The organism is Actinomadura chokoriensis (assembly GCF_039529475.1).
Taxonomy (GTDB): Bacteria; Actinomycetota; Actinomycetes; order Streptosporangiales; family Streptosporangiaceae; genus Spirillospora; species Spirillospora bangladeshensis.
This window is the reverse complement of sequence record NZ_BAAAMW010000006.1, coordinates 316724-342829: the sequence shown is the minus strand read 5'-3', so window position 1 is coordinate 342829 and position 26106 is coordinate 316724. Positions and strand designations below refer to the sequence as shown.

Below are 26106 nucleotides of genomic sequence, written 5' to 3'. Positions count from 1 at the left end.
GCGGCCGCCGCCTACCGTCCCCTCCCGATCACCGTGGTGCGGCCGGAGCCGACCGGGCCGACGGCGAGGAACCGGCCCGTCGCGTCCCGGCCCGTCGTCCGGGGCGCGCGGGCGTGGGGCCCGGTGACGCGGAGGGCGCGCGGGTCGCCGTCGCCCACGCCGACGACGATGCGCGCGGACGTGTTGGGCGGCACCTCCACGTCGAGGCGGTAGTGCCCCTCGCGGTCCAGCGCGACGGAGACCGGGCCGCGGATCGTGGGGACGCGCCCCGCGACGCGGGCCAGGTCCCCGGGGCGCGGCCGGACCTCGATCTCGGCGGCGCCCGGCGCGGTGACCCGCACGCCGAGGACGTGGCGCGGGATCACGTTGGCGGGCGCCGAACCCCAGGCGTGCGAGAACGTCATGTTGGACTTGAGGGACGGGTCCCACGCCTCGGCCACGATGGTCGCGCCGAGATCGTCCAGCATGTGCAGCCAGGAACTCATGCCGCCGGCCGTCATCAGCCCGATGGCGGCCTCGGCCCGGCCGGTCGCGAACAGTGCGTCCAGCAGGAACTGGGCGCCGTAGACGCTGACCTTCATACCGCCGTCCGCGAGGGTCTCGCCCAGGGCGCGGACGACGGAGTCCGGGACGGTGCCCGGCCCGGCCACGCCGAGTGCGACGGGGAACGCGGTCGCGTGCTGCGCGCTGTGGGCGGTCCCGATCCCGTCGGCGAACCGGCCGTTGGGCGCGTCCAGGAGCTTCTCGCGCATGGCGGCGGCCAGCTTGTCGGCGTGTGCCCGCCATCGCGTCGCGTCGCCGGCCTTGCCGAGGACGGCGGCGATCTTCGCCATGGCGGCGAACGCGGCGTACTGGCACGCGTTCACGACGGTGTTGACGTCGGTGAACACGTAGCCGTCCCGGTTGGACACCGGCCAGTCGACCAGGTCGCCGAGGTCGCGGCTGGACGACCCGGGGTCCTTGTGGACGAGCCCGTCGTCGCCCAGATACGCCGTCAGGTGCTTGGCCGCGAGGAGGTCGTAGTCGGCGGCGAGCTGCTCGGGATCGCCGGTGTGCAGGTAGTCCTCCCAGGCCGACATGACGTTCATCAGCCGGTACTCGGTCGGCCAGGTGCGGTTGCGCGCCAGGTACGCGTCGGACGCGCGGGCCAGCGCGAACGACCGCTGCACTCCGTACTCGGACGCCTGGTTGATGAGCGCGTCGCCCTCGTAGGGGCCGCGTTCGCGGGTCGGCGTGTCGATGTAGAGGTCGCCGCGCGTGGCCTCGATCGAGTACCGGCACAGCTCGTACACGCGGTCGAGGTCGCGGCTGGAGCTGGAGAACGACGCGTCGGAGTCGCGCCAGGCGGCCCGCCAGGCGCGTCCGGTGACGGCCTCGGAGAGGTCGAGGTCGTCGTCGCAGAGCAGTTGCGCGTAGCGGAAGCCGCGGTAGCCCCAGTGCTCGATGGTCTGGAGGCCGTCGCGGAGCGTCCAGGTCTCCCTGTAGGTGACGCCGGCGCGCAGCGCGTACCGGACGGTTCCGTCGCCGTTCAGCTCCTCGCCGAGCCGGACCTCGACGGTCCGGCCCGCCCTGCCGCGCACCGACAGCCGCAGGCCGCCCGCGATCTCCCGGCCGAGGTCGACGAGCCAGGTGCCGGGCGCGGTCCTGCGCACGGACGCGGGCCGGACGTCGTGCAGCCCGACCGGCTCGACCAGCGCGGGTTCCAGGCCGGCGATGGCGGGTTTGACCAGGGCCGGGCTCCAGGCGGAGTCGTCGAAGCCGGGGCTGGTCCAGCCGGCCGGCTCGTGCCGCATGTCCCAGTACTCCTGGCGGCCGATGTAGTAGCCGGTGCCGATCGTCCCGGCGTCGGGCAGCAGTCCCGCCTGGCGGCGCGCCTTCCAGTCGCCGCTGCTGCCGTGCACCGATGTCGTCCCGTCGGCGTAGGTGATGACGAGCTGCGCGAGGAACCGCTTGTCCTGGGTGGTGAAGGCGAGCGCGGCGAGCGCGTTGCGCCGCCCCGGCCGGAGCGCGCGCGTCACGTCGAACGAGTGGTAGCGCGGCGCGCCCGCGCCGCCGGGCATCGACGCGAAGCCCGCCACCTCGCCGTTCGCCCACACCTTCGCCGGGTACTGGCGGATCGGCGTGGGCGACTGGGCGGCGACGTGCAGCACGGCGGCGGCGATCCGCTTGGTGTGCGGGGTGAACTCGGTGCGCAGCAGCGCCCAGTCGTCGTCGGGCGAGCCGACGGAGGACAGCGTCGACTGGCCCTTGGCGAGGGTCAGCGCGCCGTCCGCGACCGTCCCGGCGCCGAAGGTCCCCCGTCCTTCGGTGAAGTCCTCGTCGATGACCACCGTGCCGTCGGGGGCGGTGAAGCCGACGCGGTCCCACACGTTCGCCTCGGTGGAGCCGTTGCGCATCCCGACCGTGCCCGTGCGGTATGTGGCGTCGGTGGTGGTGTCGACCTCGGCGCCGTCGATGGACGTCCGGAACGTCGGCCCGGTCATCTCGACCGTCACCTCGTACCAGCGGCCCGTCTCGACGGGGAGCGCGAGCCGTTTCTCCTCCAGCACCCGGTAGGCGCCGTTGACGCACACGTGCTTCTTCAGCACGCCCGGCGTCCCGGCGCGGAGCTGCCACAGGTAGTTCGCGCTCGTCCCGGACGCCCGGAACCACAGGCTCGCGGCGACGGAGGCGATCTGCACCCGGGCGGTGAGGACGCCGTCGCCGGGGGCCTGCGCGGCCGGCGCCCAGATGGGGTCGGCCGCCCACTCGTCCACGCCCGTGGCGAGCAGGGCGGGCTCGGACCAGCGGGACGCCCTGGGGCCGTCGAACGTCCGGACGCGCCACCAGTACGCGGTCTGCGGCGCCAGGGCCGGGCCGCCGTAGGCCACGGCGACCGAGTCGGCGGACGCGACCCGGCCGCTGTCCCAGTGGCGCGGCCCGTGCTCCAGCCGGGCCGGCGTGGTGGCGAACTGGACCTGGTAGTGCGTCTGCTCCGTGCCGGGGCCGAGGTCGGCGACCTGCCAGCTCAGCCTCGGACGGGCCGCGGTGACGCCGAGCCCGTCCGGCAGCAGCGAGGTCAGCAGCCCGGACGGTGTACGCGCCGCCGGCGGTGCCGCCGACGCGGTACCACCGGCCGAGCCGAGGACGACCGCGCCCGTCACCCCGGCCGCCGACGCGCCGAGGAAGCGGCGCCTGCTCATCCCGCTCATGAGGTGCTCCCTTCGAACGTCCAGTCGCCGGAGCCGGTCTCGAAGACGGCCCGGCCGTTCTCCACGCCGACCCAGCGGGCGTCCCGGGGCGCCTTCGGCCTGGCGGCACCGGCGGACACCGGGAACTCCACGCGCGCCGTGGTGCCGGGCGGGACGGTGACGTCCAGGCGGAGCCTCCTGCCGGTGCGGCGCCAGGACGCCGCCGCGTGCCCGCGCGGCGTCTCGTAGGCGGCGGCGGCGCGCGTGACGTCGCCGACGACGGCCGGCCGGACGAGCAGCGTCTCGAACCCGATCGAGTCGCCGGTCTGGCCGAGGCCGGCGAGCCCGGCGTGGAACCACTCGTCGATGGCGCCGAGCATGAAGTGGTTCTGGGAGTTCCCGGACGTGGGCCCGTCCCAGTTCTCGGTCAGCGAGGTGGCGCCGTGCACGACCTGGTAGCCGTAGCTGGGGTTGCCGGTCTGCGTCGCGAACGCGTGGACGACGTCGTCGCGCCCGGCCGCCGACAGGACGTGGAACACCGACGGCAACGCGATCTCGCCGACCGTGAGGTGGTGGCCCTTCGCCTCGATCCCCTTGATGAGGTGGGCGAGGACGGCGTCCTTCTTGCCGTCGGGGACGACGCCCATGTCGAGGGCGAGCGCGTCGCATGCCTGGCTGCCGGAGCCGTAGGTGTCGCCCGTCGCGTACTTGGCGTTGAACGCCGACCCGATCTGCCCGGCGAGGGCCTCGTACCTGGCCGCGTCGGCGTCCTCGCCGATGACCTTGGCGATGCGGGCGAGGGCGGACACGGCGCGGTGGTAGCCGAAGGTGGCGGTCACGCCCTTGGGCGTGCTGTTGTCGAAGGTGATCCAGTCGCCCAGGCCGTAGTCGAGCAGGTGCCCGTCCGCCTTGCGTGACAGGTAGTCGACGTAGCGCACCATGTTCGGGTAGTAGGTGCGGAGCGTGGCCGTGTCGCCGTAGGCCCGGTACATCTGCCAGGGCGCGAAGACGATGACGTTGCCCCAGTTGGGGTCGTCCCTGAACCCGCCGGAGAACACCGTGAACTCGGGCGCGATGTCGGGGACGAGGCCGTCCTCCGTCTGGGCCTCGGCGATGTCGCGGACGATCGCGCCGTAGTAGGCGGCGACGTCGTAGTTGCGGGCGACGGCGGGGAACACCAGGTTGGCCTGCTCCAGCCAGCCGAGCTTCTCCCGGTGCGGGCAGTCGGTGAGGACGGAGTACATGTTGCTCTGCACGGCCCTGTCGATGATCCGGTGGATGTCGTTGAGGAGTCCGTGCGAGCTGGTGAACGAGCCCGCCTTCGCGTTTCCGGCGCGCAGGACGATCCCGGTGACCGTGCCCTCGTCCGGCGCGGACGGCAGCCCTTCGAGCTGCAGGTAGCGGAAGCCGTGGTAGACGAACCGGGGATGCCACGTCTCGGTGCCCTCGCCGGAGAGCGTGTAGGTGTCCCAGATGGGCGAGCCGGTGGTGTGCTGGCTGACGGTCCCGTCGTCGTTCAGCAGCTCGCCGGGGCGCATCGTGACCTTCGTCCCGGCCGGTCCGCTGACGCGCAGCTCGGGCCAGCCGGCGAAGTTGGTGCCGAGGTCGACGACGTAGACGCCGTCCTTCGGCTGGGTGATCTTCTTCGTGCGGAAGGTGCCGACCGGGACGATCGGCGGCGCGGTGCGCGCGGCGAGCCGGGCCGTGGGCGAGGCGACCTTCACCGCGTCCGACCAGTCCTCGGGGGTGCGGCGCGCGTCGTGGTCCTCGCCGCCGTACCAGTTCGTGAACGTCGTCGCGCCGAGGGCGGTGCGCCAGGACGTGTCGGACGCGACGACGTCGCGGGACCCGTCGGTGTAGGTGATCTCCAGCTGGCCGAGGAACGCGGGCCTGCCGTCCGACCGGGTCAGCTTCTCGTAGCGGCCGGGCGTGGGCGGGACGTGCGCCATGCCGGTGCCCAACTCCACTTGCACCCGGTTGCCACCGCGATGGAGCAGCTTTGTCACGTCGTAGGTGGAGTAAACGAGCCGCTCCTTGTACGCGCTGTACGGCGGTTCGAGGACGGCGTCGCTGACGGGGCGTCCGTTGACCGTGATGTCCAGGACGCCGAGGGCCGTCGCGTAGAGGCGTGCCGTGCGGACGCGCTTGCCCACCTTGAACTCGCGCCGGAACACGGGGAGGGCACCGGGCTGCCGGTGCAGCGGCGGCGGCGCCTCCTGCCCCTCGACGGTCGCGGCGGTGCCGAACGTCTCGCCGTCGCCGGACGTCCGGACGGTGAAGTCCTCCGGGAAGTTGGCCGTCTTCCCGTCGTCGGTCGTCACGTCCGTGCGCGGGTAGAGCAGCACGCGGTCGAACCGCTTCTCCTCGCCGAGGTCGATCTGGAGCCAGATGGGGTCGGCGAGGTCCTGGTCCCGCCGCTCCAGGCTCGTGTAGCCGAAGGGGGCGGTGTCGCTGGTGAGCGAGCCGTCCGTGACGGCCCCCGGTTCCCACTGGCCGCCGACCGTGTAGCTCTCGGACGCGGTCACGGCCGCCCCGGCGGCCAGGTTCGCGCTGGACGCCCCGTCCAGCACCTGGACCTCGGCGAGCTGGAGCCGCGACACCTTGTACGGCCAGCCCTCCTTGATCGGCAGGCCGAGCCGGGTCACGTCCAGCCGGACGTAGCGGGCCGACCGGGCCGGGAACGCGACCGTCGCGGCCACCGGCTCGGGGTCGGCGGACCAGTCCTTGTTCCCGATCCACTGGGCCGTCCAGTCGGCGGCGGCGAGCAGGCCCATCTCGAAGTGGGACGGCTCGCTCCACGCGGACGCGCGGCCGTGCCCGTCCCACACCCTGACCTGCCACGACGCCCGCTCACGGGACGTCAGCGCCCGTCCGGCGTACACGGCCGACACGGCGGCGCCGCCGACCTTGCCGGAGTCCCAGAGGTCGGGGCGGGCGAGCCGCGCCTCCGAGGTGGCGACGCGCACCTGGTACGCGGACTGGACGGCGTTGCGCGGCCCGGCCGCGAACCGCCAGCTCAGCGTCGGCGCGACGGTGTCGATCCCGAGCGGCGACGGCAGGTGGCCCACCCGCGGATCGGCGGGCCGCAGCGTCCGCGATCTCCCCTGGGCGGGCGCCGCCGCCGCGGGCGCGGCGATCGCGCCGCCCGCCGTGACCGCCGCCGCGGCGACGCCGCCGGCCTGCACGAACCTTCTTCTGGACAACTCGTTCATCGCGGGCTCCTCAGCGGTGGTCCGAACGGAGGGCGAGGCGGCCGAAGCCGCCCTCAGGGTTCGTGATCAAGCTGGTGTCGTCCGACTGCTCGAAGTACTCCCACACCCGGCCGGGGAACGGCCCGGCGCAATTCCCGTACTCCTGGCCGCCGGACGCGCCGCGCACGGCGATCCCGTACGCGGTCCGCACCTTTCCGGGGTCGCGGTCGCGGGGCGTCCAGCCGAACAGCGGCGCCCCCTCCATGGTCAGCGGGCGGGCCCGGTCGCCGACGGTGAGCCGGACGGGCGCCTGCGGCGCGTGCCCGGCCTCCACCGCGGCCTGCGCGGTTGCCGGCATCCCGGCGCCGGCCGCCACGGCGGTGGCGGCGGCGCGGGAGCCGGGGGGACGAGTCGTGTCACGGCGAATCATGAGAGGTGGGCCTCCGGTTCGTTGATGTGACGTGCGGTCGGGTGCGGCGCGGGGCCTACGGGCGTACGGAGAAGCCGCTCATCTGCACATTCGCGACGATGCCGTCCCAGCTCCTGGTGACGGCAATGCGCACATGGCGGGCGCTGACCTTGGCGAAGGTCGTCGTCCCGCCCGCCTTGGGGGTGTCGGTGGCGGTGGCCACGGTGCGCCAGGTCCGGCCGTCCGAGGACACCTGGACGGCGTAGTCGCGCGCGCCGTAGTTGGAGCGCCCGCCCACGACGACCGAGCCGACCTCGACGGGCGCGCCGAAGTCGACCCCGTAGTGCACCGGGTCGGCGGGCGTCGGGCCCTGGCCCGCGGCGCGTCCCCACGACACCCAGAACGTGCTCGGCGAACCGTCCACGGCGAGCTTGGCCGGATACCGGTCCTGCCCGGCGTCGGCGACCACCCGCGGGAACGGCGTGCCGCCGGGGTTGAGGGCGAGGTCGTCGGAGTGCCGCAGGGTCACGGACGCGGTGGCCGACGGACCGGCGTCACTGCGCGCGGTCACCTCCACGGTGCTCGTGCCGGACGCGACGCCCGTGTCGCGCAGGTCGACGGGCACCGTCACCGAGCCGCGGGCCGGCACCCTGACGCCGCGGTGCTCCGGCTCGGCGCTGATCCCCTCGGCGGCGGACGCGGCGACCGCGACGTTCGCCGCGCGGCCGGAGGCGTTGGTGACCAGCACGGTCGCGCGGTTGTAGCCGCCGTCCGCCAGCGGCAGTTCCGGTTCCAGGGCCTCGGCGGTCAGCACCGGACGGTCGCCTCCGGTCGCGGTGAGGGTGACGCGGCCGAACAGCCCGTAGTCCATCGGCGTCCGGGACGAGGCGCCGGTGCCGGGTGCGACGCGCACCGCGTTGAGCAGCGTGGACGCGACCCGCACGGTGATCGTGTTGGCGCCCGGCCGCAGGTACCGGCCCACCTGGACGTGCCGCAGGTCCGCCTGGTCCAGCGGCGGCAGGTCGTGCCCGTTGACGTTCACGCGGACGGTGTCGACCGGTGTCCCGAGGTCGAGTTCGGCCGCGTCGATGCCCTTCCAGCCGGGATCGAGGGTGATGCGCGCGGTGTAGGTGCCGACGCCCGAGACGTCCTCGAGGTCCACCGGGTAGCCGTTCGCGGGCGTGATCTCCGACCAGGCGGGCAGCGCGCCGTCCTTCCCGGCCTTCACCGCGACCGGGCCGAGCGCCGTGTGCGCGGTGTCGCCGGGCAGGCCGGAGGGTCCGGGCCCCCAGGAGTCGACCGACAGCGACCATGCGTCGAGCCTCACCGGGTCCGGGACGGCCTTCGCGTGCTCGCGCGGGTGGCGGGGGCGGTCCGGATGGCCGGTGAAGGTGCCGTCGCGGCGGGGCGTGACCGCGATGACCGCGGCGTCGTTCCCGGCCAGCCGGACCGGGACGGTGACGGTGCCGTGCCCGGACGTGTAGTCGGTGATCGGGGTGATCTTCCCGGTCCAGGTGTCCAGCCGGTAGGGGACGCCGTCGCCGGTCAGGGTGATCTTCTGCGCGGTCGCCGTGTCCGTCTGGTTGTAGAGGTAGTAGTAGTCGGTGGAGCCCGCCTCGCGGCGCACGTCCAGGATCGCGCCGGAGCCGTCGTGCGGGACGGCGGCCGGCGTGACGCGCAGGCGCCGCAGGGCCCGCGGGGCGTCCGCCTCGCTCACCGCCCGCACCACGCGGCGCTGGCGGAGCAGCTCGGAGACCACCGACTTCAGGCGGGCGTCCTGGCGCGCCGCGTCGCCCGCGCCGGGCACTTCGCTCGGGACGTCCCCCACGATGACGACGGGCAGCCCCTGCCGGGCGAGCCGCAGCAGCTTCTCGGCGGCGGCCACCGGCATCGTCTTCTGGTCGTTCAGCAGCACCGCGCGGTAGCCGGAGCCGCCGGGGAACAGGGCCCCGCCGGAGTAGGCGGCGTCCTCGCGCCCCAGGTGCGCCGGGCTGAGGTACTCGTAGGTGTATCCGGCGGCCGCCAGCGCCGAGGAGCTCTGGATCAGCTTGTTCGCTCCGCTCCCGGTGGTGCCGGTGCCGTTCATGCCGAAGTCCTGCCAGTACACGGCCAGGTCGAAGCGGGGCCTGCCCTGCCGCAGCACGAGCTGCATCCGGGCGAGGCTGTCGTTGATCGCCCGGTAGTCGGCCCAGTTCGGGCCGCCCTTGCCGCCCCACGCCTCCGAGTAGGAGGTGTTGCCGCCGTAGGTCATGCCGGGCCACGCCGACTGCGGGCCCGCTCCGGCGGGTCCCCTGCTCAGGTACGGGAACCCGTGCCAGACGACCTGGTTGACGCCGCCGGCGAAGCCCCGGTAGACGGCCTGCAGGTTGGAGGCGTCCGCTCCGGCGCCGGCCGTGGAGCCCCACACGGTGCCAGAGAAGGCGCAGCATTCGTCCGACACGACCGGCCGCCCGGACACGTGCGCGCCCGTGGCGATGACGCGGTAGTCCTGCACGTTGCTGTAGGCGCCGACGGACTGCCCGAACGCCAGCGACTCGCCCTCGGGCACGTCGATGTGCGCGGCGGCCTCCGAGACGTCCACCGGGATGCCGTAGGGCTGGGCGCGGGTGCTCAGGTGGTGCCGGTGGGCCCACGCGCGCAGCACGTCGAGCCGGTTGCGGATGTAGAGGTCGCTGAGCGTCTGCCGGTAGTCGGTGCGGACGCGGGCGCCGACGCCGCCGCCGAAGTCGAAGAACGGCCGGTCGGTGATGCCCTGGTCGCCGGCGCCGGCGAGGGCGGGGAGCACCTCGACCGGGGAGTAGCCGCGCAGCCTCGTCCACTGGCCGACCATCTCGGACGTCCATTTCTGGGTCTTGCCGAGTTCGAGCGAGTCCTCGTACAGGTCGCTCTCGCCCATCTGCGCGAGCAGCCTCCGCACGTCGGGGGTGAGGATGTGCTCGTCGTAGAAGTCGGTGGTCGCCTTGGCCCCGGCCTTGCTGAACGGGTCGAGGGCGTAGTTCTTGCCGGTCGCCGTGTAGCCGGACAGGGACTGCCCGCTCGGCGTCTGGTAGAAGGCGATCAGCGCGTAGGTGCTCGTGTCATCGCCGGGGAAGTCGACCGTGAGAGAGCCCTGCGCGTCCACCTTCGAGGTGACGTCGGTGACGCTCGCACGATCCAGCATCCTCGGGGCGCCGGAGGACGCGCAGTCCGCGTCGTCGCACTTGGCGACCAGGGCGGCGATGAGCGTCCGCTCCGCGCCGGCGGGCGGCGCGGTGTCGAAGTTCGCCGGCAGCTCACCGGACCTGCTGGTGCCGCCCTTGTGGAACTCGTGCGAGAAGACGATCTGCTGCTGCGCGCTCGGGTCGTTGACGTCGTCGACGGTGGGGACGGTCGCGGGCCAGCGCGGTCCGATGGTGAAGTCCAGGCCGAGCCCCCTGGCCTTGGCCTCGGCCAGCATCGTCCGGGTCTTCCGCGCCCACAGCGGGGTCCCCCAGCCGTAGGTCTTCAGGAACTCGGGGGTGGTGCTGCCGGTGCCCTCGACGCTGAACGGGGCGACCTCGGCTCCGCCGCCGCCCGCCTTCTCGATCTGGTCGAGTTCGCGGGCGAGCTCGGCGTCGTCGGTGTAGGCGAGCGGCTGCCACCAGCGGTACTTGGGCCGCACGGACGCCGGCGGGTCGGCGAAGGTCGCGCGGGTCAGGGCGGGGACGCCCGGCGCGGGCGACGGGACGTCCGCGGCCGCCTCCACGGCCGCGAGCCCCGACAGGGCCGTGAGCAGGGCGACCGGCACGGCGAGCCGCCGCAGCACGGACGCGGAGACGGACGCGGAGACGGGCGCGGCCGCGGTCCGCGTGCCGTGCGCCCGGGCCCGGACGCCGGAGCCGCGCACGCCGGTCCCGGCCGCCGGGTACGTCCGACCGTTGCGGCGCATGGTCAGGCCCTCCGCACGGTCGTGAGGAACTTCAGGTCACGGCCGGGTTCGGCGGTGAACGTGGCCCCGCCGTCCCGGCTGACGGCCGACGTGCCGCCCCGGTACGGGTCGTGGTCGCCGTAGGCGGCGCCGTAGCAGCCCTGGGCGGTCGTCGCCGAGCCGAGCCGCACCGCGTACCGGTGGCCCCGCTCGACCCGGATCCCCGGGTGGACGGTCAGGTTGCGCGGCGACCACCCGATGCGGGCGGCCGGGATCCGCTCCGACCACAGCGTCCGGGACCCGTCGGTGATCTCGACGGTCAGCGGCTCGGACGGCGGCGTCCGCTCGACCCGGCCCTCCTCGGTGCCGTCCTTGAAGACGGTCACGGCGAGGGAGGACAGGCGGCCGCGGCGCCCGGCGGTGAAGGACTGCTCGCGGTGGACGGCGCCGGCGATGTCGCAGCCGGTCCGGAAACCGGTCACGCCGCTGCCCTGGTCGAGCCCGGGGACGGGCCGCTGGCGCCCCGGATGCCCCGGGTTCGGCCGCACGGTGGGGTTGCCGCACTCGATCGGCGCGATCGAGCCGTCGTCCGCGAACGTCAGCGGCTGCCAGTAGTAGTTGGCCAGCGCCTCGTTGGTGTGGTAGTTCCACAGGTCGCTGAAGTACAGGTACATCGGCTCGCCGTGCCGCTGCCGCAGCGTCGCGACGTGCGCGGGCTGTCCCCCGCACGAGTCCTCGCTGATCTTGACGCCGGCCGTGGGGACGACCCAGCGGGACAGGTCGCCGGAGAAGTCGTCGGCGAGCAGTACCTGCCCGGAGGGCGAGGTCACGCGGACGTTGTCGAACCTCGCCGACTCCAGGTCGGCACCGTTCCATTCGCGGAAGCCGACCTTCCCCGCCGGGTATGTCGAGTCGGTGTAGGTGTCGACCCGGACGCCGTCGATGGAGGTCGTGAGGGTCGGGCCGGAGACGGTGACCGAGACGTGGTGCCACTCCCCCGCGATGATCGGCTTGTCGAGGGTGACCGTGTGGCTCGCGGTGGTCTTCCCGGCGCGCCGCAGGACGGTCAGCTTGCCGTTGGACGTGCCGGCGCCGTTCAGCAGCAGCAGGTAGCCGTGGTCGTCGCGGTTCATCCGGACCGAGAACCCGGCCTGCGCGAACGTCCCCGACCTGGCCGGCAGCGGCGCGACGTCGAAGGAATAGGTGTAGTCCGTCCAGTCCTCGCCCCGCTGGGACAGGCCGTAGAGGCCGCCCTTCACGGTGAGGGCGCCGTCCTCGACCGTCCAGGCGTCGCGGCCGGTCCAGGGGCCGAGCGGGCTGCGGGCGGTGAGGTACGACGTCCCGGTGCCGGTGCAGTAGCCGCAGTTCGGGTCGGACATCGCGAGGTAGTAGACGCCGTCCCGCTTGAACAGCGACGGCGCCTCCACCCGGGTCACGCCGGTCACGTCGTACGGCCCGGCCGCGCCCAGGTAGTCGGGGGTGAGCTGGATGACCGCGATGTGCCAGCCGGCGTTGCTGCACGCCAGGTAGCCGGTGCCGTCATCGTCGACGAACACGTCGAGGTCGGCGGTGCAGTGCGTCCCTGCGGGCAGGTCCGGCACCGGCTGCTCGGTGAACGGTCCGGTCGGGCGCGGCGCGGTGTAGACGCGGAACTTGTCCGCCGCCCCCTGGTCGTTCACCCACAGGACGTACGTGCGCGTGGTCTCGTTGTAGACGGCGTGCGGGCGGAAGCAGAACGAGCAGTCCCGGGGCCCGACCACGTATCCGCGATCGGTCCAGTGCGCCAGGTCGGGCGACGAGTACACCTTGAACCCGCAGAACGTGGAGTTGACCTGCCACTGGTAGCCGCAGTCGTAGCTCGTCCCGTACAGGTAGTAGGTGTTGCCGAACCGCTGGATCGCGCCGTCATGGGCGTCGACGGCGTTGCCGTCGGTGTCGTAGCGGGTCACCTGCTCGCCGCCCGGCCCGAAGTTGGTCAGGTCGGTGGTGACCGCCGCCCGCGCGGGAACGGCGGTGAGCACGGTGAGCAGGAGGCAGGAGAGCACCGCCAGGACGACGGTGCGGCTTCGAAGGATCCTCGGGCGGGACGGTGCGGGGAGTGGGGACGTGGGAAGCAGCGCTCTGGGTGTTCGCCGCATGGGCTTCCTCCGGTTTTCGGGCGCGGCGAGCAGAGCCCTCGGCCCGGTGGGCCGGGGGCGCGGCTCGCCGTCACCTCAGGTGTGGATCCCCCGATCCTGTGCGGTGGGGCTCAGGGCCTCACCTCGATGAGGTCGGTCTCCAGGAGGTCGGCGAGGGCCTTCAGGTCGGCGGCCATGTGGCCGGTGCCGAGGGCCCAGTGGTGGGAGATGCCGGTCGCGGACCAGGCGTCGGTCCACTCGCCGGGGTCGCAGCCGAAGTCGACGCGGGACGTGGTGTTGCCGATCTGCAGCAGCGGGCCGTCCACGGTCTCGCCCTCGGACGCGACGAGCGCGAACCGGCCGTCGCGGCGCTGGACGATGCCGAACGCGGTGACCGGGCCGTGCTTGACGTCGAACTCCACGGACACGCCGTAGCCGCGCTTGCCGTGGTAGACGCCGAGGCCGCGCAGCAGCGGGCGGCGGGCGCTGATCGCCAGGTGCGCGGGGCCGTCGTGGCCCATCTCGACGTGCCCGCGGTGGAAGTCGAGGGCCTGCAGTTCGGTGAACGAGCCGCCCGCGCCGAGCCGGTCGGCGATCAGCATGGCGAGCGACGTGCGCAGCTCGTACTCCCCCGCCGCCGGGACGCCGCGCGCGGTGAGCAGCGAGGCGCCGAGGATCATCCCGGCGCCGAGCCGCTCGTGGACCTCGCCGTCCAGGCCGCGGTGGTAGTAGGCGAGGCTGTCCAGCTCGAAGTCGGCGGTGAGCCGGTCGAGCCCGACCGCGACGCGGGCCGCCCACGTCAGGTCCTCGTCGTTGACGGACGCGTCCAGCTCGAAGATCTTCTCCGCCTCGGCCTTCTTCGCGGCCGTCTCGGCGTCGGTGACCTTCTCCACCCGGACCCGCAGGTCGTCGAACTCCAGCACCTCGACGTGCCCGCCGAAGTTCGCGTTGACGAGCGTCAGGTCGGTGGAGACGTCGAGCATGCCCGGGTAGAGGTGGCCCATCAGGCCGTGCCGGCCCCTGCGCAGCGCGGCCCGGACGCCGGCGGCACGGACCCAGCGGCCGATCTTCGCCCAGGCCCGCTCGTCCTCCAGGTACCCGGACACGGACCGGAACGGGACGCCGCAGCGCTCGAACGCGTTGGCCATCTCCGGCAGCGGGCAGGCGCCGCAGTAGGCGAGCCACTGCCCGGTGTCGAACGTCGCGTGGTCCATCGACTCGGTCGGCTGCAGGTTGATCAGCAGCACCGGCGCGTCGGCCCGCTGCGCGACCGGGACCAGCATCGACGCGGTCATGTAGGTGGTGAGGAAGCCGACGATGACGTCGCAGCCGGCGGCGCGGAGCCGCTCGGCCGCGGCCGCGCCCTCCTGCGCGTCGGAGATGAAGCCGACGTCGACGACCTCCGCGCCGAGCCCGCGCATCCGCTCCGAGACGCGCTCGGCGGACCGCTTCAGCTGCGGCAGCAGGTCGGGGAACTGCGGCCAGTACGCGCCGAGCCCCCCGGCGACGAGACCGACCTTGACGGGCGGCGACACTGTGTTGCCTGCCATTGCTCTCCTCTTCTCGGGCTAGCGGGCCGTGAGGGTGTGGCGCCCGGCGGGCGCCCCGTCCACGTAGACGTACCTTCCGTCGCTGGACACGCCGCGCGCGGTCGCCTTGCCGCCGGCCCACACCGTCCGGCCGTCGAAGGTGACGCGGCGGGTGGACCGGTCGACCGGGACGGCCAGCCGCCCCTTGGTGCCGCGCGGCGCGGTGACCTTGAGCTGGAAGCCGTGGCCGCTCCTGCGCCAGGACGCCGCGATGTCGCCGTGCGGGGTCGGCACCGTGCCCTCGGCCCAGGCCAGGTTCCCGGTGAACGGCACCACCGCCCAGGACGCGTACCCGGGCGCTGCGGGCCGCACGCCGAGGACCTTCGTGCTGAGCGTGACGGTCGGCTGCGCCGCCCAGCCGTGCGCGAGGCTGGAGAACTGCTTCAGGTTGGGGGTGCCGTCCGGCTGCATGTGCTCCCAGAACGTGGAGCCCGGGTCCTGCCGGAGCTGGTGGCCCCAGTAGTTGCGGATCAGCTGCAGGCCGGACGCGTCACCGGTCTCCAGGCGCGCGTCGGCTTCGAACCCGCTCGGCAGCGGCGCGTAGAACGGCGGAAGGCTCGCGTTCGGGGTGGACTGCGAGACCGTCAGCGATCCGATGTCCGTCCAGTTGTTGGCGCGCAGGTAGGCCAGGGCCCGCTCGGCGCGTTCGCCCTGCGCGATGCCGGTGAGGACGGCGGTGACGTTGCCGTCCTGCGGGTAGGCGCCGGGGATCTCGCGGGACAGCCGGTAGGCGCCGGCCTTCTCGTCCCACAGCTGGTCGTTGACGGCCTTCTTCACCTCGGCGGACCGGGCGGCGTAGGTCCGGGCGGCGGACGCGTCGCCGCGCGCCTTCGCCATCGCCGACATCTGCTCCAGGTTGCGGGCGTACAGGGCGTTGACGTAGGTCTCGTGGCCGCAGTTGGAGTAGCCGTAGTGGCCGCAGGAGCCGGACTCCTGGAAGGCGATCAGGCCCTTGTCGTCGCCGGCGCGCACCGACTCCAGCCAGGCGGCGGCCTTGGTGAGCTGCGGCCACCACGTGTCGAGGTAGGCGCGGTCGCCGGTGTACCACCAGTGGTCGTACATGTTGGTCACGAACCAGGCCACGTACTCGCCGTAGGTGCGCAGCTCGTTCTGGTTGTGCTGGCCGACGAGGCTCGCGGCGGGCACGTAGCCGTCGGGGAGCTGCTGGGCGGCGAGCGAGGACAGCGAGTTGTCGACCGCGCCCATGTCGTAGGTGCTGACGTAGGCGACGGGCGCCTGGACGGCGAGGTCGCCCTGCCAGACGATCCGGTCGCGCTTGCCGCCGTCGTAGATGACGGACGTCTTCGGGTCGGCGTGCGGGACGGCGTTGTCGGCGTGGTCGCCCTCGCCCGGCTGGTACGGCCACTTCTTCGCCGTGTCCGGCGCGCCGGTGTTGATCTGCACGGTGTAGGCGCCCGCGTACCAGATCTTGTTCAGCAGGTCGTCGCTGGAGAGGAAGTGGCCGCGGTAGCCGTCCAGGTCGCGCTGGTCGGGCGCGGCGGTGAAGTCCAGCGAGATCGCGTCGATGTCGACGCTGCCGGGGCCGTCCAGGAACAGGGTCGCGTACCGGAACCCGCCGCGCAGCACCCCGTCGCGGACGGTGCCGGGCAGCTTCACGCCGTCCAGCGGGAGCGCGTGGCTGTCGGTGTCCTCGGTGTAGGGCTGGCCGGGGAAGCCGTTCCAGATGTTGGCGGTGTCGCAGCCGGGCGCGATCCTGCCCTGGCCGTCGTTGGCGTCGGGGGTCAGCGCCATGTACTGCACCGACTCGGAGAAGCAGGCGCGCAGCCTCGGGTTCCCGGACGCGCCCTTGACGCGGACCTTCAGGTGCCCGGCGACCTCCTTGCCGAAGTCGACGATGAGCAGCGGGGAGCCCGCCCGCTCGGCGGCTCCGGTGAGCCGGACCGACGCCCCGCCCTTCTTCAGCGCCCCCTCCGGGGAGCCCGTGATGCTCCCCTGCCGCGGGTCGGCCTTGAACACCTTCACGGGCTTGACGTCGCGGCTGGACGGGGCGAGGACGTAGGGCCGCCACTGCCCTGGGCGCGGGGTGTAGGAGTCGTCCTGCCAGGGGCCCTTCGGGTGCGGCGCGGCAGTGGCGGGGAGCGCGAGCGAGGCGGTGCTGGTGATCGTGAGGGCGGCCGCCACGGCGGCGCGGACGAGGGAACGGCGGACGGTCTTGGGGGGAACCATCATCACTCCAGGTCAGCGGGAGGCGGTCAGGATGGAGGTACCGGTCAGTCCGGGGACTTGCACGAGACCGTCGCGAACGGTGACGCCCGGCCTCACCGGGCGGCCGTCGCGCCAGACGACCTTTCCGTTGACGCGGACCTCGGACGCGCCCTTCGCGGGGACTCCGCCGGTGGCGGTGGAGCCGGCGGGCGCGGCGACGCGGAGCGTGAACGTCCCGCCGTGCCGCTTCCACGCGGCGGTGATGTCGCCGCGCGGTGTCGGGACGCGCCCCTCGGCCCAGCGCAGTCCGTCCGTCGGGTGCGGCAGGACGGTGAACGTCCCGAAGCCGCCCGACGTCGGGGCGACGCCGAGGACCTGGTTGGTGAGGAACGAGGTCGGCGCGGCGGCCCACCCGTGCGACAGGCTCGTGTAGGAGCCGAGTTGCGGCGCGCCGGCCGGGCTGACGTTCTCCCAGAGCGTGCCGGGCTGCGCCTTGCCGAGCATCGGGTACCAGGTGCGGCGCAGCAGCGACATCGCGCCCGCCATGTCCTGCTCGGCGGAGTGCGCGAGCAGCGACTGGGAGGACACGAACGGGCTGATGTATTGCGGGACGACGCCGCCGGGCTTGTCGACGGTCAGGTCGCCGTACGGGTTGGCGAGGCCGTCGCCGAAGAACTTCAGCACCGCCTGGGCGCGGTCGCCGGTGGCGACGCCCGCCACGACCGCCATGGCGTTGCCGTCCTGCGGGTGGTTGCCGTCGGACCTGCTGACCTTGTAGGCGCCCGCGGCGGGGTCCCAGAGGTGGTCGTTGACCGCCTTGGCGGTGCGGGCCGCGTGCGCGCGGTAGGTCTCGGCGAGCTCGGGCTCGCCCTTGGCCTCGGCGGCCTGCGCCGCCTCCCCGAGCACCTTGACGTACAGGGACGAGATGTACGTGCCGCCGGCGTCGTTGCCGTAGCCCCACGTCCCGCCGGCGCCCTTCATGGTGAGGAGCCCGTCGTCGCCGGCGTTCGACTCCAGCCACGCGACGTTCTTCTTCATCGCGCCGTACCACTGGGTGAGGAAGTCGCCGTCGCCGGTGTAGAGGTAGTGCGTCCAGTAGTTGTGGACCCACCAGGCCGCGTACTCGCCCCAGTTCATGTTGTAGCCGAGCGCGTCGGTGAGGTACAGGCCGGGGATCTGGCCGTTGGCCGCCTGCCCCTTCGCCATGAAGGCGACGGCGTTGGCGGACGGCGCCGCCTGCCCGGTGGTCAGGTACGACACAGCGTCGGCGACGGCGTTGTCGCCGCCCCAGATCATCCGGTCGCGCTTGGCGCCGTCGCTGATGATGCTGTCGCCCTCGCCGACGATCGCGTCGTTGCGGACCGGTCCCTCCTTGCCGGGGTAGGGGCGGCCGGTCGTCGGGTCGATCGTCGACATCTGCACCGTGTAGGCGCCCGCGTACCAGAGCCGGTTCAGGGTGTCGTCGCTGGACAGGAACGCGCCCTTGTAGCCGTCCAGGTCGGGGTTGGCGGGGTCGGCGGTGAACTTGAGCCGCAGGTCGGACAGCTTCACCTCGCCGGGGCCGTCCAGGAAGACCATGAGGTAGCGGAACCCGCCCCGGATCACCGGGTCGGTCATGGCGGAGCGTCCGGCCTCGGTGTCGAGGTAGTGGGTCTCGGTGGCGAGGCCGACCGGGTCCTGGCTGTAGTCGGACGCGGTGGTGAGGTACTGCGCGCTCTCGCTGAACGCCAGCCCGAGCCTGGGCGTGCCCTTGCGGACGTCGGCCGTGACCTGGATCTGCCCGCCGACCTCCTTGCCGAAGTCGTAGACGACGTAGGGGCGGCCGTACTCGTTGGAGGTGAGCGTGGTGCCGCCGTGCCGGAACGCGCCGGACGGGTTCTGAACGGTCCCGCCGTAGGGCGCCGCCGGGGCGCGACCGCCCTTGTGCAGCGTCCAGACGGCGTGGATGCGGGCGCCGGGCCCGGGCTGGTCGGTGTTGCGGAAGGTGACCCTGATGTCGTCGGCGGACCGGACGAGCCGCGCCGGGACGTCGATGTCGTAGTGGACGAGGCCGGCCTTGTCGCCGCTCCACACGCCCGCCTGCGCCGGGTCGGGCTTGCGCTCGTGGACGACCTCGCCGTTCACCAGCACCTCGTAGTGGGCGGTGGCGCTGCCCGCCTCCTCCACCCGCAGGGTGACGGGTCCGTGCCCGACGCGCATGCGGTAGCCGAAGCTCGCTCCCGCCTTGCCGCCCGTCTGGCGGGTCATGACGCCGTCCGCCTTGGCGGTCGTGGACGTTCCGGCGTCCAGGTCGTGGCCCTCCTTCTCCGATTCCTCGGACGCGGCGGTCACGTGGTCGGCGTTCAGCCCGGACGCCTCGGCGGCCTTCACCGGGCGGACCGTCCGGCTGGAGGGGGCGAGGATGTAGCGGTCGGCGCTGGACAGGGACGGGAGCCCGAGCGGATCCCGGGGCGCCGCCGCGGCGGCGCCGGACGGGACCGCGACGAGGGCGGCGGCGCCCAGGCTCAGGGACGTGATGACGGACAGACGGGATCGGGCGAACCTTTTCGCTGGTGACATCGTTATCCTTCCGGGTTCCTCTTGGTAGAGCGGGCCCGACGGGACGGCCGGTGGCTCGGACGGGTGGTGCCGCCGCGGTGTGTCAGCACCGCGGCGGTCCGGTCCGGGCCATCGGCCGGCCCTTGTCAGCGGTGATCAGCGCAGGAAGGCGGCGGCGACGCCGGCGTCGACGGGGATGTGCAGTCCGGTGGTGTGGGTCAGGTCCCCGCCGGTGAGGGCGAAGACGGCGGCGGCGACGTGCTCGGGCAGCACCTCGCGCTTCAGCAGCGTCCGCTGGGCGTAGAACTCGCCGAGCTTCTCCTCCTCCACGCCGTAGACGGCGGCGCGCTTGGCGCCCCAGCCGCCCGCGAAGATGCCGGAGCCGCGCACGACCCCGTCGGGGTTGACGCCGTTGACGCGGATGCCGTGCTCGCCGAGTTCGGCGGCCAGCAGCCGCACCTGGTGCGCCTGGTCGGCCTTGGCGGCGCCGTAGGCGATGTTGTTCGGCCCGGCGAACACGCCGTTCTTGGACGCGATGTAGACGATGTCGCCGCCCATGCCCTGCTCGGCCATCACGCGGGCGGTCTCGCGGGACATCAGGAACGAGCCGCGCGCCATGACGTCGTGCTGCAGGTCCCAGTCGGCGGCGGTCGTCTCCAGCAGCGGCTTGGAGATCGACAGGCCGGCGTTGTTGACGACGAGGTCCACGCCGCCGAACGCCAGGACCGCGGCCCGGACGGCGGCGGCGATCTCCTCCTCGGAGGTGACGTCGGCGCCGACCGCGGCGGCGGCGTCCGAGGGGTGCGGGGCGTGCGCGCCGATCTCGGCCGCGACCTTCTCGGCGGCGGCGAGGTCCCGGTCGGCGACGACGACGCAGGCGCCCTCGGCGGCGAGGCGGCGGGCGGTGGCGGCGCCGATGCCCGAGCCGCCGCCGGTGACGACCGCGACGCGGGTGGCGAGCGGCTTCGGCTGCGGCATCCGGCGGAGCTTGGCCTCCTCCAGCTCCCAGTACTCGATGCGGAACTTCTCCGCCTCGTCGATCGGCGCGTACGACGACAGGGCCTCCGCGCCGCGCATCACGTTGATCGCATTGACGTAGAACTCGCCGGCGACCCGCGCGGTCTGCTTGTTCGCGCCGAAGGAGAACATCCCGACGCCGGGCACCAGCACGATCGCCGGGTCTGCGCCGCGCATCGCCGGGGAGCCGGCGGTGGCGTGCCGCGCGTAGTAGGCCGCGTACTCCTCGCGGTAGGCGGCGTGCAGCTCCTTCAGCCGGGCCTTGGCGTCGTCGAGCGGGGCGTCCGGCGGCAGGTCCAGGACCATCGGCGCGACCTTGGTGCGCAGGAAGTGGTCCGGGCAGGACGTGCCGAGCGCCGCGAGCCGCGGGTGCTCGGCGCGGGAGACGAAGTCGAGGACGGCCTCGCCGTCGGTGAAGTGCCCGACCTGCGGCCGGTCCGTGGACGCCAGGCCCCGGATCAGCGGGAACAGCGCGGCGGCGCGGGCGTGCCGCTCCTCCTCCGGCAGCGCCGGGTGGACCACCTCGCCGAACGGGTCGGCCTTGCCGTGCTCGGCGATGTACGCCTCGGCGGTCCGGATGATGTCGAGCGAGTTGGCCTTGCACTCCTCGCTCGTGTCGCCCCACGCGGTGATGCCGTGCCCGCCGAGGATCACCCCGATCGCCCGCGGGTTCGCCTTCTTGATCGCGGCGATGTCCAGGCCGAGCTGGAAGCCGGGCCGCCGCCACGGCACCCACGCGACGCGGTCGCCGAAGATCCGCCGGGTCAGCTCCTCCCCGTCGGCGGCGGTCGCGATCGCGATGCCGGAGTCGGGGTGCAGGTGGTCGACGTGCGCGGCCTCGACGAGGCCGTGCATGGCGGTGTCGATGGACGGGGCCGCGCCGCCCTTGCCGTGCAGGCAGTAGTCGAACGCGGCGACCATCTCGTCCTCGCGCTCGACGCCCGGGTAGACGTCCGCGAGGGCGCGCATCCGGTCCAGCCGCAGCACGGCCAGGCCCTTCTCGGTGAGGGTGCCGAGGTCGCCGCCGGAGCCCTTCACCCACATCAGCTCGACGTCGCGGGCCGTCACGGGGTCGGTGACCGTGCCCTTCGCGGACGCGTTGCCGCCCGCGTAGTTGGTGTTGCGCGGGTCCGAGCCGAGGGTGTTGGCCCGTTCCAGCAGTTCCTCCACCGCGCGCGGGGTGGACGTCATCGGTTTCGTCTCCTTCACGTGTCAGGCGCCCCAGCCGGCGGCCCGGCCGTCCTTGCGCTCCTCGACGACCCGCTCGTAGTAGCCGGACGCCTTGTACGCGGCGACCGGGTCCGGGTGCAGGCCCATCTCCTCGCGCAGCTCGGCGAGCAGCGGGCGGACGTCGGTGTTGTAGGCGTCCATGAACACGGCGTTGGCCTCGAGGACGTCACCGGAGCGCTGCGCGGCGCGCAGCGCGTCCGCGTCCACCAGCAGCGCCTTCGCGGTGGCCTCCTGGACGTTCATCACCGAGCGGATCTGCCCCTGGATCTTCGGTTCGACGTTGTGGCACTGGTCGAGCATGAACGCCACGCCCGCCGCGGCGTCGTAGCCGCCGCCGCGCACCACCTCGTACATGATCCGGAACAGCTGGAACGGGTCGGCGGCGCCCACCATCAGGTCGTCGTCGGCGTAGAAGCGGGAGTTGAAGTCGAACCCGCCGAGCTTCCCCTCGCGGAGCAGGAACGCCACGATGAACTCGATGTTGGTGCCGGGCGCGTGGTGCCCGGTGTCCACCACGACCTGCGCCTTCGGGCCGAGCTTGAGGCAGTGCGCGTAGGAGGTGCCCCAGTCCGGCACGTCGGTCGTGTAGAAGGCGGGCTCGAACAGCTTGTACTCCAGCAGGAACCGCTGGCCGGCGCCGAGCCGCTCGTACACGGCGGCCAGGGCCTCGGCCATCCGGTCCTGGCGGTCGCGGATGTCGTCCTGCCCCGGGTAGTTCGTCCCGTCGGAGAACCACAGCTTCAGATCCCGCGACCCCGTCCGGTCCATGATGTCGACGGCTTCGAGCAGGTGGTCGAGGGCCTTGCGGCGGACGGCAGGGTCGGGGTTGGTGACGCTGCCGAGCATGTAGTCGTCGTCCTGGAACACGTTGGTGTTCACCGCGCCGATCCGCACCCCGCGCTCCTTCGCGTGCGCGGCCAGCGCGGCGTAGTCGTCCACCCGGTCCCAGGGGATGTGGAGGGCCACGCTGGGCGCGACGCCGGTGAAGCGGTGCACCTGCGCGGCGTCGTCGATCTTCTCCTGCGGGGTGCGCGGCACGCCCCGCTGGGCGAAGACCTTGAACCGGGTCCCCGAGTTCCCGTACGCCCACGAGGGAGTCTCGATCTGCTGGCGGCGCAGGGCGTCCTTCACCGCGCTGGTGTCGTTCACGGTTACCTCTCTCAATCCAGGTGGAAGACCTCGGTGAGCGGCCGCATGCCCTCGTCGGGCCGGCCGCCCGAGTCCTCGAAGTACTGCGCCATCTCCGACTGCCACCGGGCGTTGACCTCGGTGCGGGCCATCGCCTCCTGGGCGGCCTCGAAGTCGTCGGTCTCCAGGTAGCCGACGAGGAGGCCGTCCTCCCGCAGGAACAGCGAGTAGTTGTGCCAGCCGGTCTCGCGCAGGGCGCTCAGCATGTCGGGCCAGACCGCCTGGTGGCGCAGCTTGTACTCCTCCAGGCGGTCCTGCCTGACCTTCAGCAGGAAGCAGACGCGCTTCGTGCGTTCCGTCATGGGCCGATCAGAAGTGGTAGTCGTCGATGTTCTTGGCGTCGAAGACCGTCGGCGGGCCGAGGATGACCTCGCCGTTGGCGCCGATCGTGCGCTCGCCGAGCTTGCCGGCGGTGAACTTCTCGCCCTGCGCGCCGGTGATCTGGCCGGACGACAGCGCCGCCGCCGCGTAGGCGGCCAGGTAGCCGAGGTTCTTCGGGTCCCACAGCTCGAACGACTCGACGGTGCCGTTCTTGATGAACTTGCGCATCTGGTCCGGGGTGCCGAGGCCGGTCAGGACGACCTTGCCCTTGTACTTGGAGCCGGAGATGTAGCGGGCCGCGGCGGCGATGCCGACCGTGGTCGGCGAGATGATGCCCTTGAGGTTCGGGTACGCCTGCAGCAGGCCCTGCGTCTGCTGGAACGACTTCTGGTCGTCGTCGTCGCCGTAGGCGATCTTGACGAGCTTCATCTTGGCGTACTCGGGCTTCTTGAGCTCGTCCTGCATGAACTTGATCCAGGTGTTCTGGTTCGTGGCGTTCGCGGTCGCCGACAGGATCGCGATCTCGCCCTCGTGGCCGATCTGCTCGGCGAGCAGCTTGACCTCGCTGCGGCCGATCTCCTCGGAGCTGGCCTGGTTGATGAACACGTCCCGGCAGTCGGGGTTGGTGTCGGAGTCGTAGGCGACGATCTTGATGTTCTTCGACATCGCCTGCTTGAGCGGCCCGCACACCGCGTTCGGGTCGTTCGCGGCGATGAGGATCGCGTCGTGGCGCTGCTGGATGAGCGTGTTGATGTAGGAGACCTGCGAGGACGCGGACGCGTCGGACGGGCCGACCTCCTTGGCCTCCCCGCCGAACTCCTTGGCCGCCGCGATGCCGGCGTCGTCAACGATCGTCTCGTAGGGGTTGTTGACCTGCTTGGGGAGGAACGCCAGCTTCAGGCCCTTCTTCAGCGGCGCGTTCGGGTTCGCCGTGGCGTTGCCGCCGGCCGCCTTGGCCTCCCCGGAGTCGGAGTCGTTCTTGGTGGTGCCGCCGCAGGAGGCCAGGCTGAGGGCCAGGACGCTCGCCGTGGCGACGGCCGCCAGCCGGCGCGGGGCGCGCAGACGAATGGTCATCACTTGCCTTTCGGATGGGGGTGGACGAGGCGGGGGGCGCGGTCCGGGATCGGGGTCAGGGGGCGGCGGGGACCGCGGGTCCCGCGCCCCGCCGCCGTCCTCGGGTCTCGCGCGCCACGGCGATCAGCCGCGGCGTGAGGACGCTGATGATGAGCAGCAGCCCGGTGACGATCGACTGGACCTCGGTGGAGACGTCGTTGAGCATCAGCAGGTTGCGGAGCAGGCCGATGAGCAGCACGGCCGCGATGACGCCGCCGAGGGTGCCCTTGCCGCCGTCGAAGTCGACGCCGCCGAGCAGCACCGCCGCGATCACGGTGAGCTCCAGGCCGAGGCCGTTGTCGGCGCGGGCGCTGCCGTAGCGGAGCGTGTAGACGATCCCGGCGAACCCGGCGACGAGGCCGGACACGGTGAACAGGATCAGCTTGATGCGCTTGACCCGGATGCCGGCGAAGTAGGCGGCGTCCTCCTGCGCGCCGATCGCGAACAGCGACCGCCCGATCCCGGTGGCGTGCAGGACGATCCCGGTGGCGACGGCGAGCACGGCGAACAGCGCGATCGGGTACGGGATCGGCGTGCCCGGGACGGACGAGGTGGCGAGGTCGGTGTAGGCGAACGGGAACTCCGACACGGCCCCGGTGCCGAGCGTCACGTACGCGAGCCCCCGGTAGAGGGTCATCGTGCCGATCGTCACGGCGAGCGACGGCAGCCCGAGCCTGGTCACCAGCAGCCCGTTGACGAGGCCGCAGACGATCCCGACGGCGAGCACGATCGGGATGATCGTCTCGATGGCCATGCCGCCGTCCCACATCTTGCCGGTCAGCGCGCTGCACAGGCCGAGGACCGAGGCGACCGACAGGTCCACCTGCCCGCACACGACCAGCAGCGTCATCGGCAGCGCGATCAGCGCGATCTCCGACAGGTCGTCGAGGGCGAACGACAGGTTGTCGTTGCTCGCGAAGTCGGGCGAGAACCCGGCGCCGCCGGCGAACACCACGATCAGCAGGGCGGTGACGGCGGTCTCCCACCGCATCAGCCCTCCGAGGCGGCTCATGACCGTCCCTCCCTCTTCTCCGGAGCGGCGTCCCGGTGCGCGGCCGATTCGAGCGACCGCTGCCTCAGCGCCCGGGTGACGCGCAGCGCCAGCAGCCGGTCGACGCTGATCGCCAGCAGCAGCAGGACGCCGGTGATCGCGTCCTGCCAGAACGAGTTGACCTTCAGCACCACCAGCACGCTGCCGATGGTGGTGAGCAGCAGGCCGCCGAGCGCCGCGCCCCACACCGTCCCGACGCCGCCGGTGATGGCGACGCCGCCGACGACGACCGCGGCGACGACCGTCAGCTCCCAGCCGTGCGCGGCGTCGGCGACGACGGTCCCGAACCGGGCGAGCCACAGCACCCCGGCGAGCCCGGCGAGCGCGCCGCTGACCAGGTAGGCGGTGAGGACGCGGCGGCGGATCGGCACGCCGGCGAGCCGCGCCGCCTCCGGGCTGGACCCGATCGCGTAGAACTCCCGCCCGGACGAGTAGGAGCGCAGGTAGTAGCCGACCGCCAGCATCACGGCCACGGTGATGATCGGCAGGTAGGGGACGCCGAGGATCCCCTCGTTGCCGAGCGCCAGCACCGAGGACGGCAGCTCGGCGGCGCCGATCTGCTCGCCGTGCGCGATGCGGTAGTCCAGCCCCTGGATCACGTACAGGGTGCCGAGCGTGACGACCAGGGACGGGACGCGGCAGAAGCTGACGAGCAGCCCGTTGACCAGCCCGCACACCAGCCCGATCGCGACGCCGAAGAGCAGGACGAGCACGACGTGGTGGCCGCCGCCCGCGGCGAACTTGCCGGCGCTGAACGCGACGAGCCCGACGACGGACCCGACCGACAGGTCGATGTTGCGGGTGACGACGACGACCGTCTGCCCGACCGCCAGCAGCACCAGGATCGAGGCGTTGAGGAAGATGTCCTTCACGCCCTGCCCGGACAGGAACCGCGGGTTCGCGATCGTCGTGCCGGCGACCAGCAGGACGAGGCCGCCGAGGATGCTCATCTCGCGGGCGCGCAGCACCAGTTCGACCAGGCGCCGCCCGCCGCCGGCGGGCCCGCCCGCTCCGCCCGGCCGCGCCGGCGTCTCGGTGAGTACCGTCATCGGCCCAGCCTTTCCGGGGGACGACTCCCAGCCCCCTGGGGCGGGCGGCCTGAAGAGCCTCGCTTCGCTGC

14 protein-coding genes are annotated in these 26106 nt (G+C 72.8%); all 14 read right to left on the bottom strand.

The features are described from left to right. Positions 1 to 11: 11 nt before the first annotated feature. On the bottom strand, positions 12 to 3191 hold the full coding sequence (locus ABFX46_RS16620) for a family 78 glycoside hydrolase catalytic domain (protein WP_346043115.1): 3180 nt from the start codon (positions 3189 to 3191) through the stop codon (positions 12 to 14). Further along, positions 3188 to 6382: a family 78 glycoside hydrolase catalytic domain gene (locus tag ABFX46_RS16615; RefSeq protein ID WP_346043114.1), complete on the bottom strand. Its 3195-nt coding sequence runs from the start codon at positions 6380 to 6382 to the stop codon at positions 3188 to 3190. Before ABFX46_RS16615 ends, ABFX46_RS16620 begins: the two co-directional genes overlap by 4 nt. A 10-nt stretch (positions 6383 to 6392) precedes the next feature. After that, positions 6393 to 6791: a hypothetical protein gene (locus tag ABFX46_RS16610; RefSeq protein WP_346043113.1), complete on the bottom strand. Its 399-nt coding sequence runs from the start codon at positions 6789 to 6791 to the stop codon at positions 6393 to 6395. A 55-nt stretch (positions 6792 to 6846) separates the two neighbouring features. Next, a complete protein-coding gene (locus ABFX46_RS16605; RefSeq protein WP_346043111.1) occupies positions 6847 to 10677 on the bottom strand; it encodes a glycosyl hydrolase in 3831 nt (1276 codons plus the stop codon). Positions 10678 to 10679: 2 nt separating this feature from the next. After that, a complete protein-coding gene (locus ABFX46_RS16600; RefSeq protein ID WP_346043109.1) occupies positions 10680 to 12794 on the bottom strand; it encodes a family 43 glycosylhydrolase in 2115 nt (704 codons plus the stop codon). A 110-nt stretch (positions 12795 to 12904) separates the two neighbouring features. Continuing rightward, positions 12905 to 14323, bottom strand: a complete 1419-nt coding sequence (locus ABFX46_RS16595) for an L-fucose/L-arabinose isomerase family protein (RefSeq protein ID WP_346043107.1) — start codon at positions 14321 to 14323, stop codon at positions 12905 to 12907. Between the two features lie 18 nt (positions 14324 to 14341). Further along, on the bottom strand, positions 14342 to 16552 hold the full coding sequence (locus ABFX46_RS16590; RefSeq protein WP_346043106.1) for an alpha-L-rhamnosidase-related protein: 2211 nt from the start codon (positions 16550 to 16552) through the stop codon (positions 14342 to 14344). A 9-nt stretch (positions 16553 to 16561) separates the two neighbouring features. Continuing rightward, positions 16562 to 19087, bottom strand: coding sequence for an alpha-L-rhamnosidase-related protein (locus ABFX46_RS16585; RefSeq protein ID WP_346043104.1), 2526 nt, complete (start codon positions 19085 to 19087; stop codon positions 16562 to 16564). 135 nt (positions 19088 to 19222) lie between these two features. Further along, positions 19223 to 21274, bottom strand: coding sequence for a bifunctional aldolase/short-chain dehydrogenase (locus ABFX46_RS16580; RefSeq protein ID WP_346043102.1), 2052 nt, complete (start codon positions 21272 to 21274; stop codon positions 19223 to 19225). A gap of 21 nt (positions 21275 to 21295) precedes the next feature. After that, on the bottom strand, positions 21296 to 22462 hold the full coding sequence (gene rhaI / locus ABFX46_RS16575; RefSeq protein WP_346043101.1) for an L-rhamnose isomerase: 1167 nt from the start codon (positions 22460 to 22462) through the stop codon (positions 21296 to 21298). Positions 22463 to 22473: 11 nt separating this feature from the next. Beyond that, positions 22474 to 22803 carry an L-rhamnose mutarotase gene (locus tag ABFX46_RS16570; protein ID WP_346043100.1) on the bottom strand — a complete coding sequence of 110 codons (330 nt, stop codon included), beginning with the start codon at positions 22801 to 22803 and terminating at the stop codon, positions 22474 to 22476. 7 nt (positions 22804 to 22810) lie between these two features. Next, the gene (gene rhaS / locus ABFX46_RS16565; protein WP_346043098.1) at positions 22811 to 23896 is read right to left on the bottom strand and encodes a rhamnose ABC transporter substrate-binding protein; all 1086 of its coding nucleotides are present in this window, start codon (positions 23894 to 23896) and stop codon (positions 22811 to 22813) included. A gap of 55 nt (positions 23897 to 23951) precedes the next feature. Beyond that, a complete protein-coding gene (locus ABFX46_RS16560) occupies positions 23952 to 24947 on the bottom strand; it encodes an ABC transporter permease (protein ID WP_346043096.1) in 996 nt (331 codons plus the stop codon). Further along, positions 24944 to 26035, bottom strand: coding sequence for an ABC transporter permease (locus ABFX46_RS16555; RefSeq protein ID WP_346043095.1), 1092 nt, complete (start codon positions 26033 to 26035; stop codon positions 24944 to 24946). Before ABFX46_RS16555 ends, ABFX46_RS16560 begins: the two co-directional genes overlap by 4 nt. Between the last annotated feature and the right edge of the window lie 71 nt (positions 26036 to 26106).

Bases quoted from the DNA above. Each gene is read 5' to 3' on its own strand.
- rhaS (WP_346043098.1), bottom strand. From the start codon at position 23,896: ATGACCATTCGTCTGCGCGCCCCGCGCCGGCTGGCGGCCGTCGCCACG.
- ABFX46_RS16585 (WP_346043104.1), bottom strand. From the start codon at position 19,087: ATGTCACCAGCGAAAAGGTTCGCCCGATCCCGTCTGTCCGTCATCACG.
- ABFX46_RS16615 (WP_346043114.1), bottom strand. From the start codon at position 6,382: ATGAACGAGTTGTCCAGAAGAAGGTTCGTGCAGGCCGGCGGCGTCGCC.
- ABFX46_RS16580 (WP_346043102.1), bottom strand. From the start codon at position 21,274: ATGACGTCCACCCCGCGCGCGGTGGAGGAACTGCTGGAACGGGCCAAC.
- ABFX46_RS16570 (WP_346043100.1), bottom strand. From the start codon at position 22,803: ATGACGGAACGCACGAAGCGCGTCTGCTTCCTGCTGAAGGTCAGGCAG.
- ABFX46_RS16620 (WP_346043115.1), bottom strand. From the start codon at position 3,191: ATGAGCGGGATGAGCAGGCGCCGCTTCCTCGGCGCGTCGGCGGCCGGG.
- ABFX46_RS16605 (WP_346043111.1), bottom strand. From the start codon at position 10,677: ATGCGCCGCAACGGTCGGACGTACCCGGCGGCCGGGACCGGCGTGCGC.
- ABFX46_RS16590 (WP_346043106.1), bottom strand. From the start codon at position 16,552: ATGATGGTTCCCCCCAAGACCGTCCGCCGTTCCCTCGTCCGCGCCGCC.
- ABFX46_RS16600 (WP_346043109.1), bottom strand. From the start codon at position 12,794: ATGCGGCGAACACCCAGAGCGCTGCTTCCCACGTCCCCACTCCCCGCA.
- ABFX46_RS16610 (WP_346043113.1), bottom strand. From the start codon at position 6,791: ATGATTCGCCGTGACACGACTCGTCCCCCCGGCTCCCGCGCCGCCGCC.
- ABFX46_RS16560 (WP_346043096.1), bottom strand. From the start codon at position 24,947: ATGAGCCGCCTCGGAGGGCTGATGCGGTGGGAGACCGCCGTCACCGCC.
- ABFX46_RS16555 (WP_346043095.1), bottom strand. From the start codon at position 26,035: ATGACGGTACTCACCGAGACGCCGGCGCGGCCGGGCGGAGCGGGCGGG.
- ABFX46_RS16595 (WP_346043107.1), bottom strand. From the start codon at position 14,323: ATGGCAGGCAACACAGTGTCGCCGCCCGTCAAGGTCGGTCTCGTCGCC.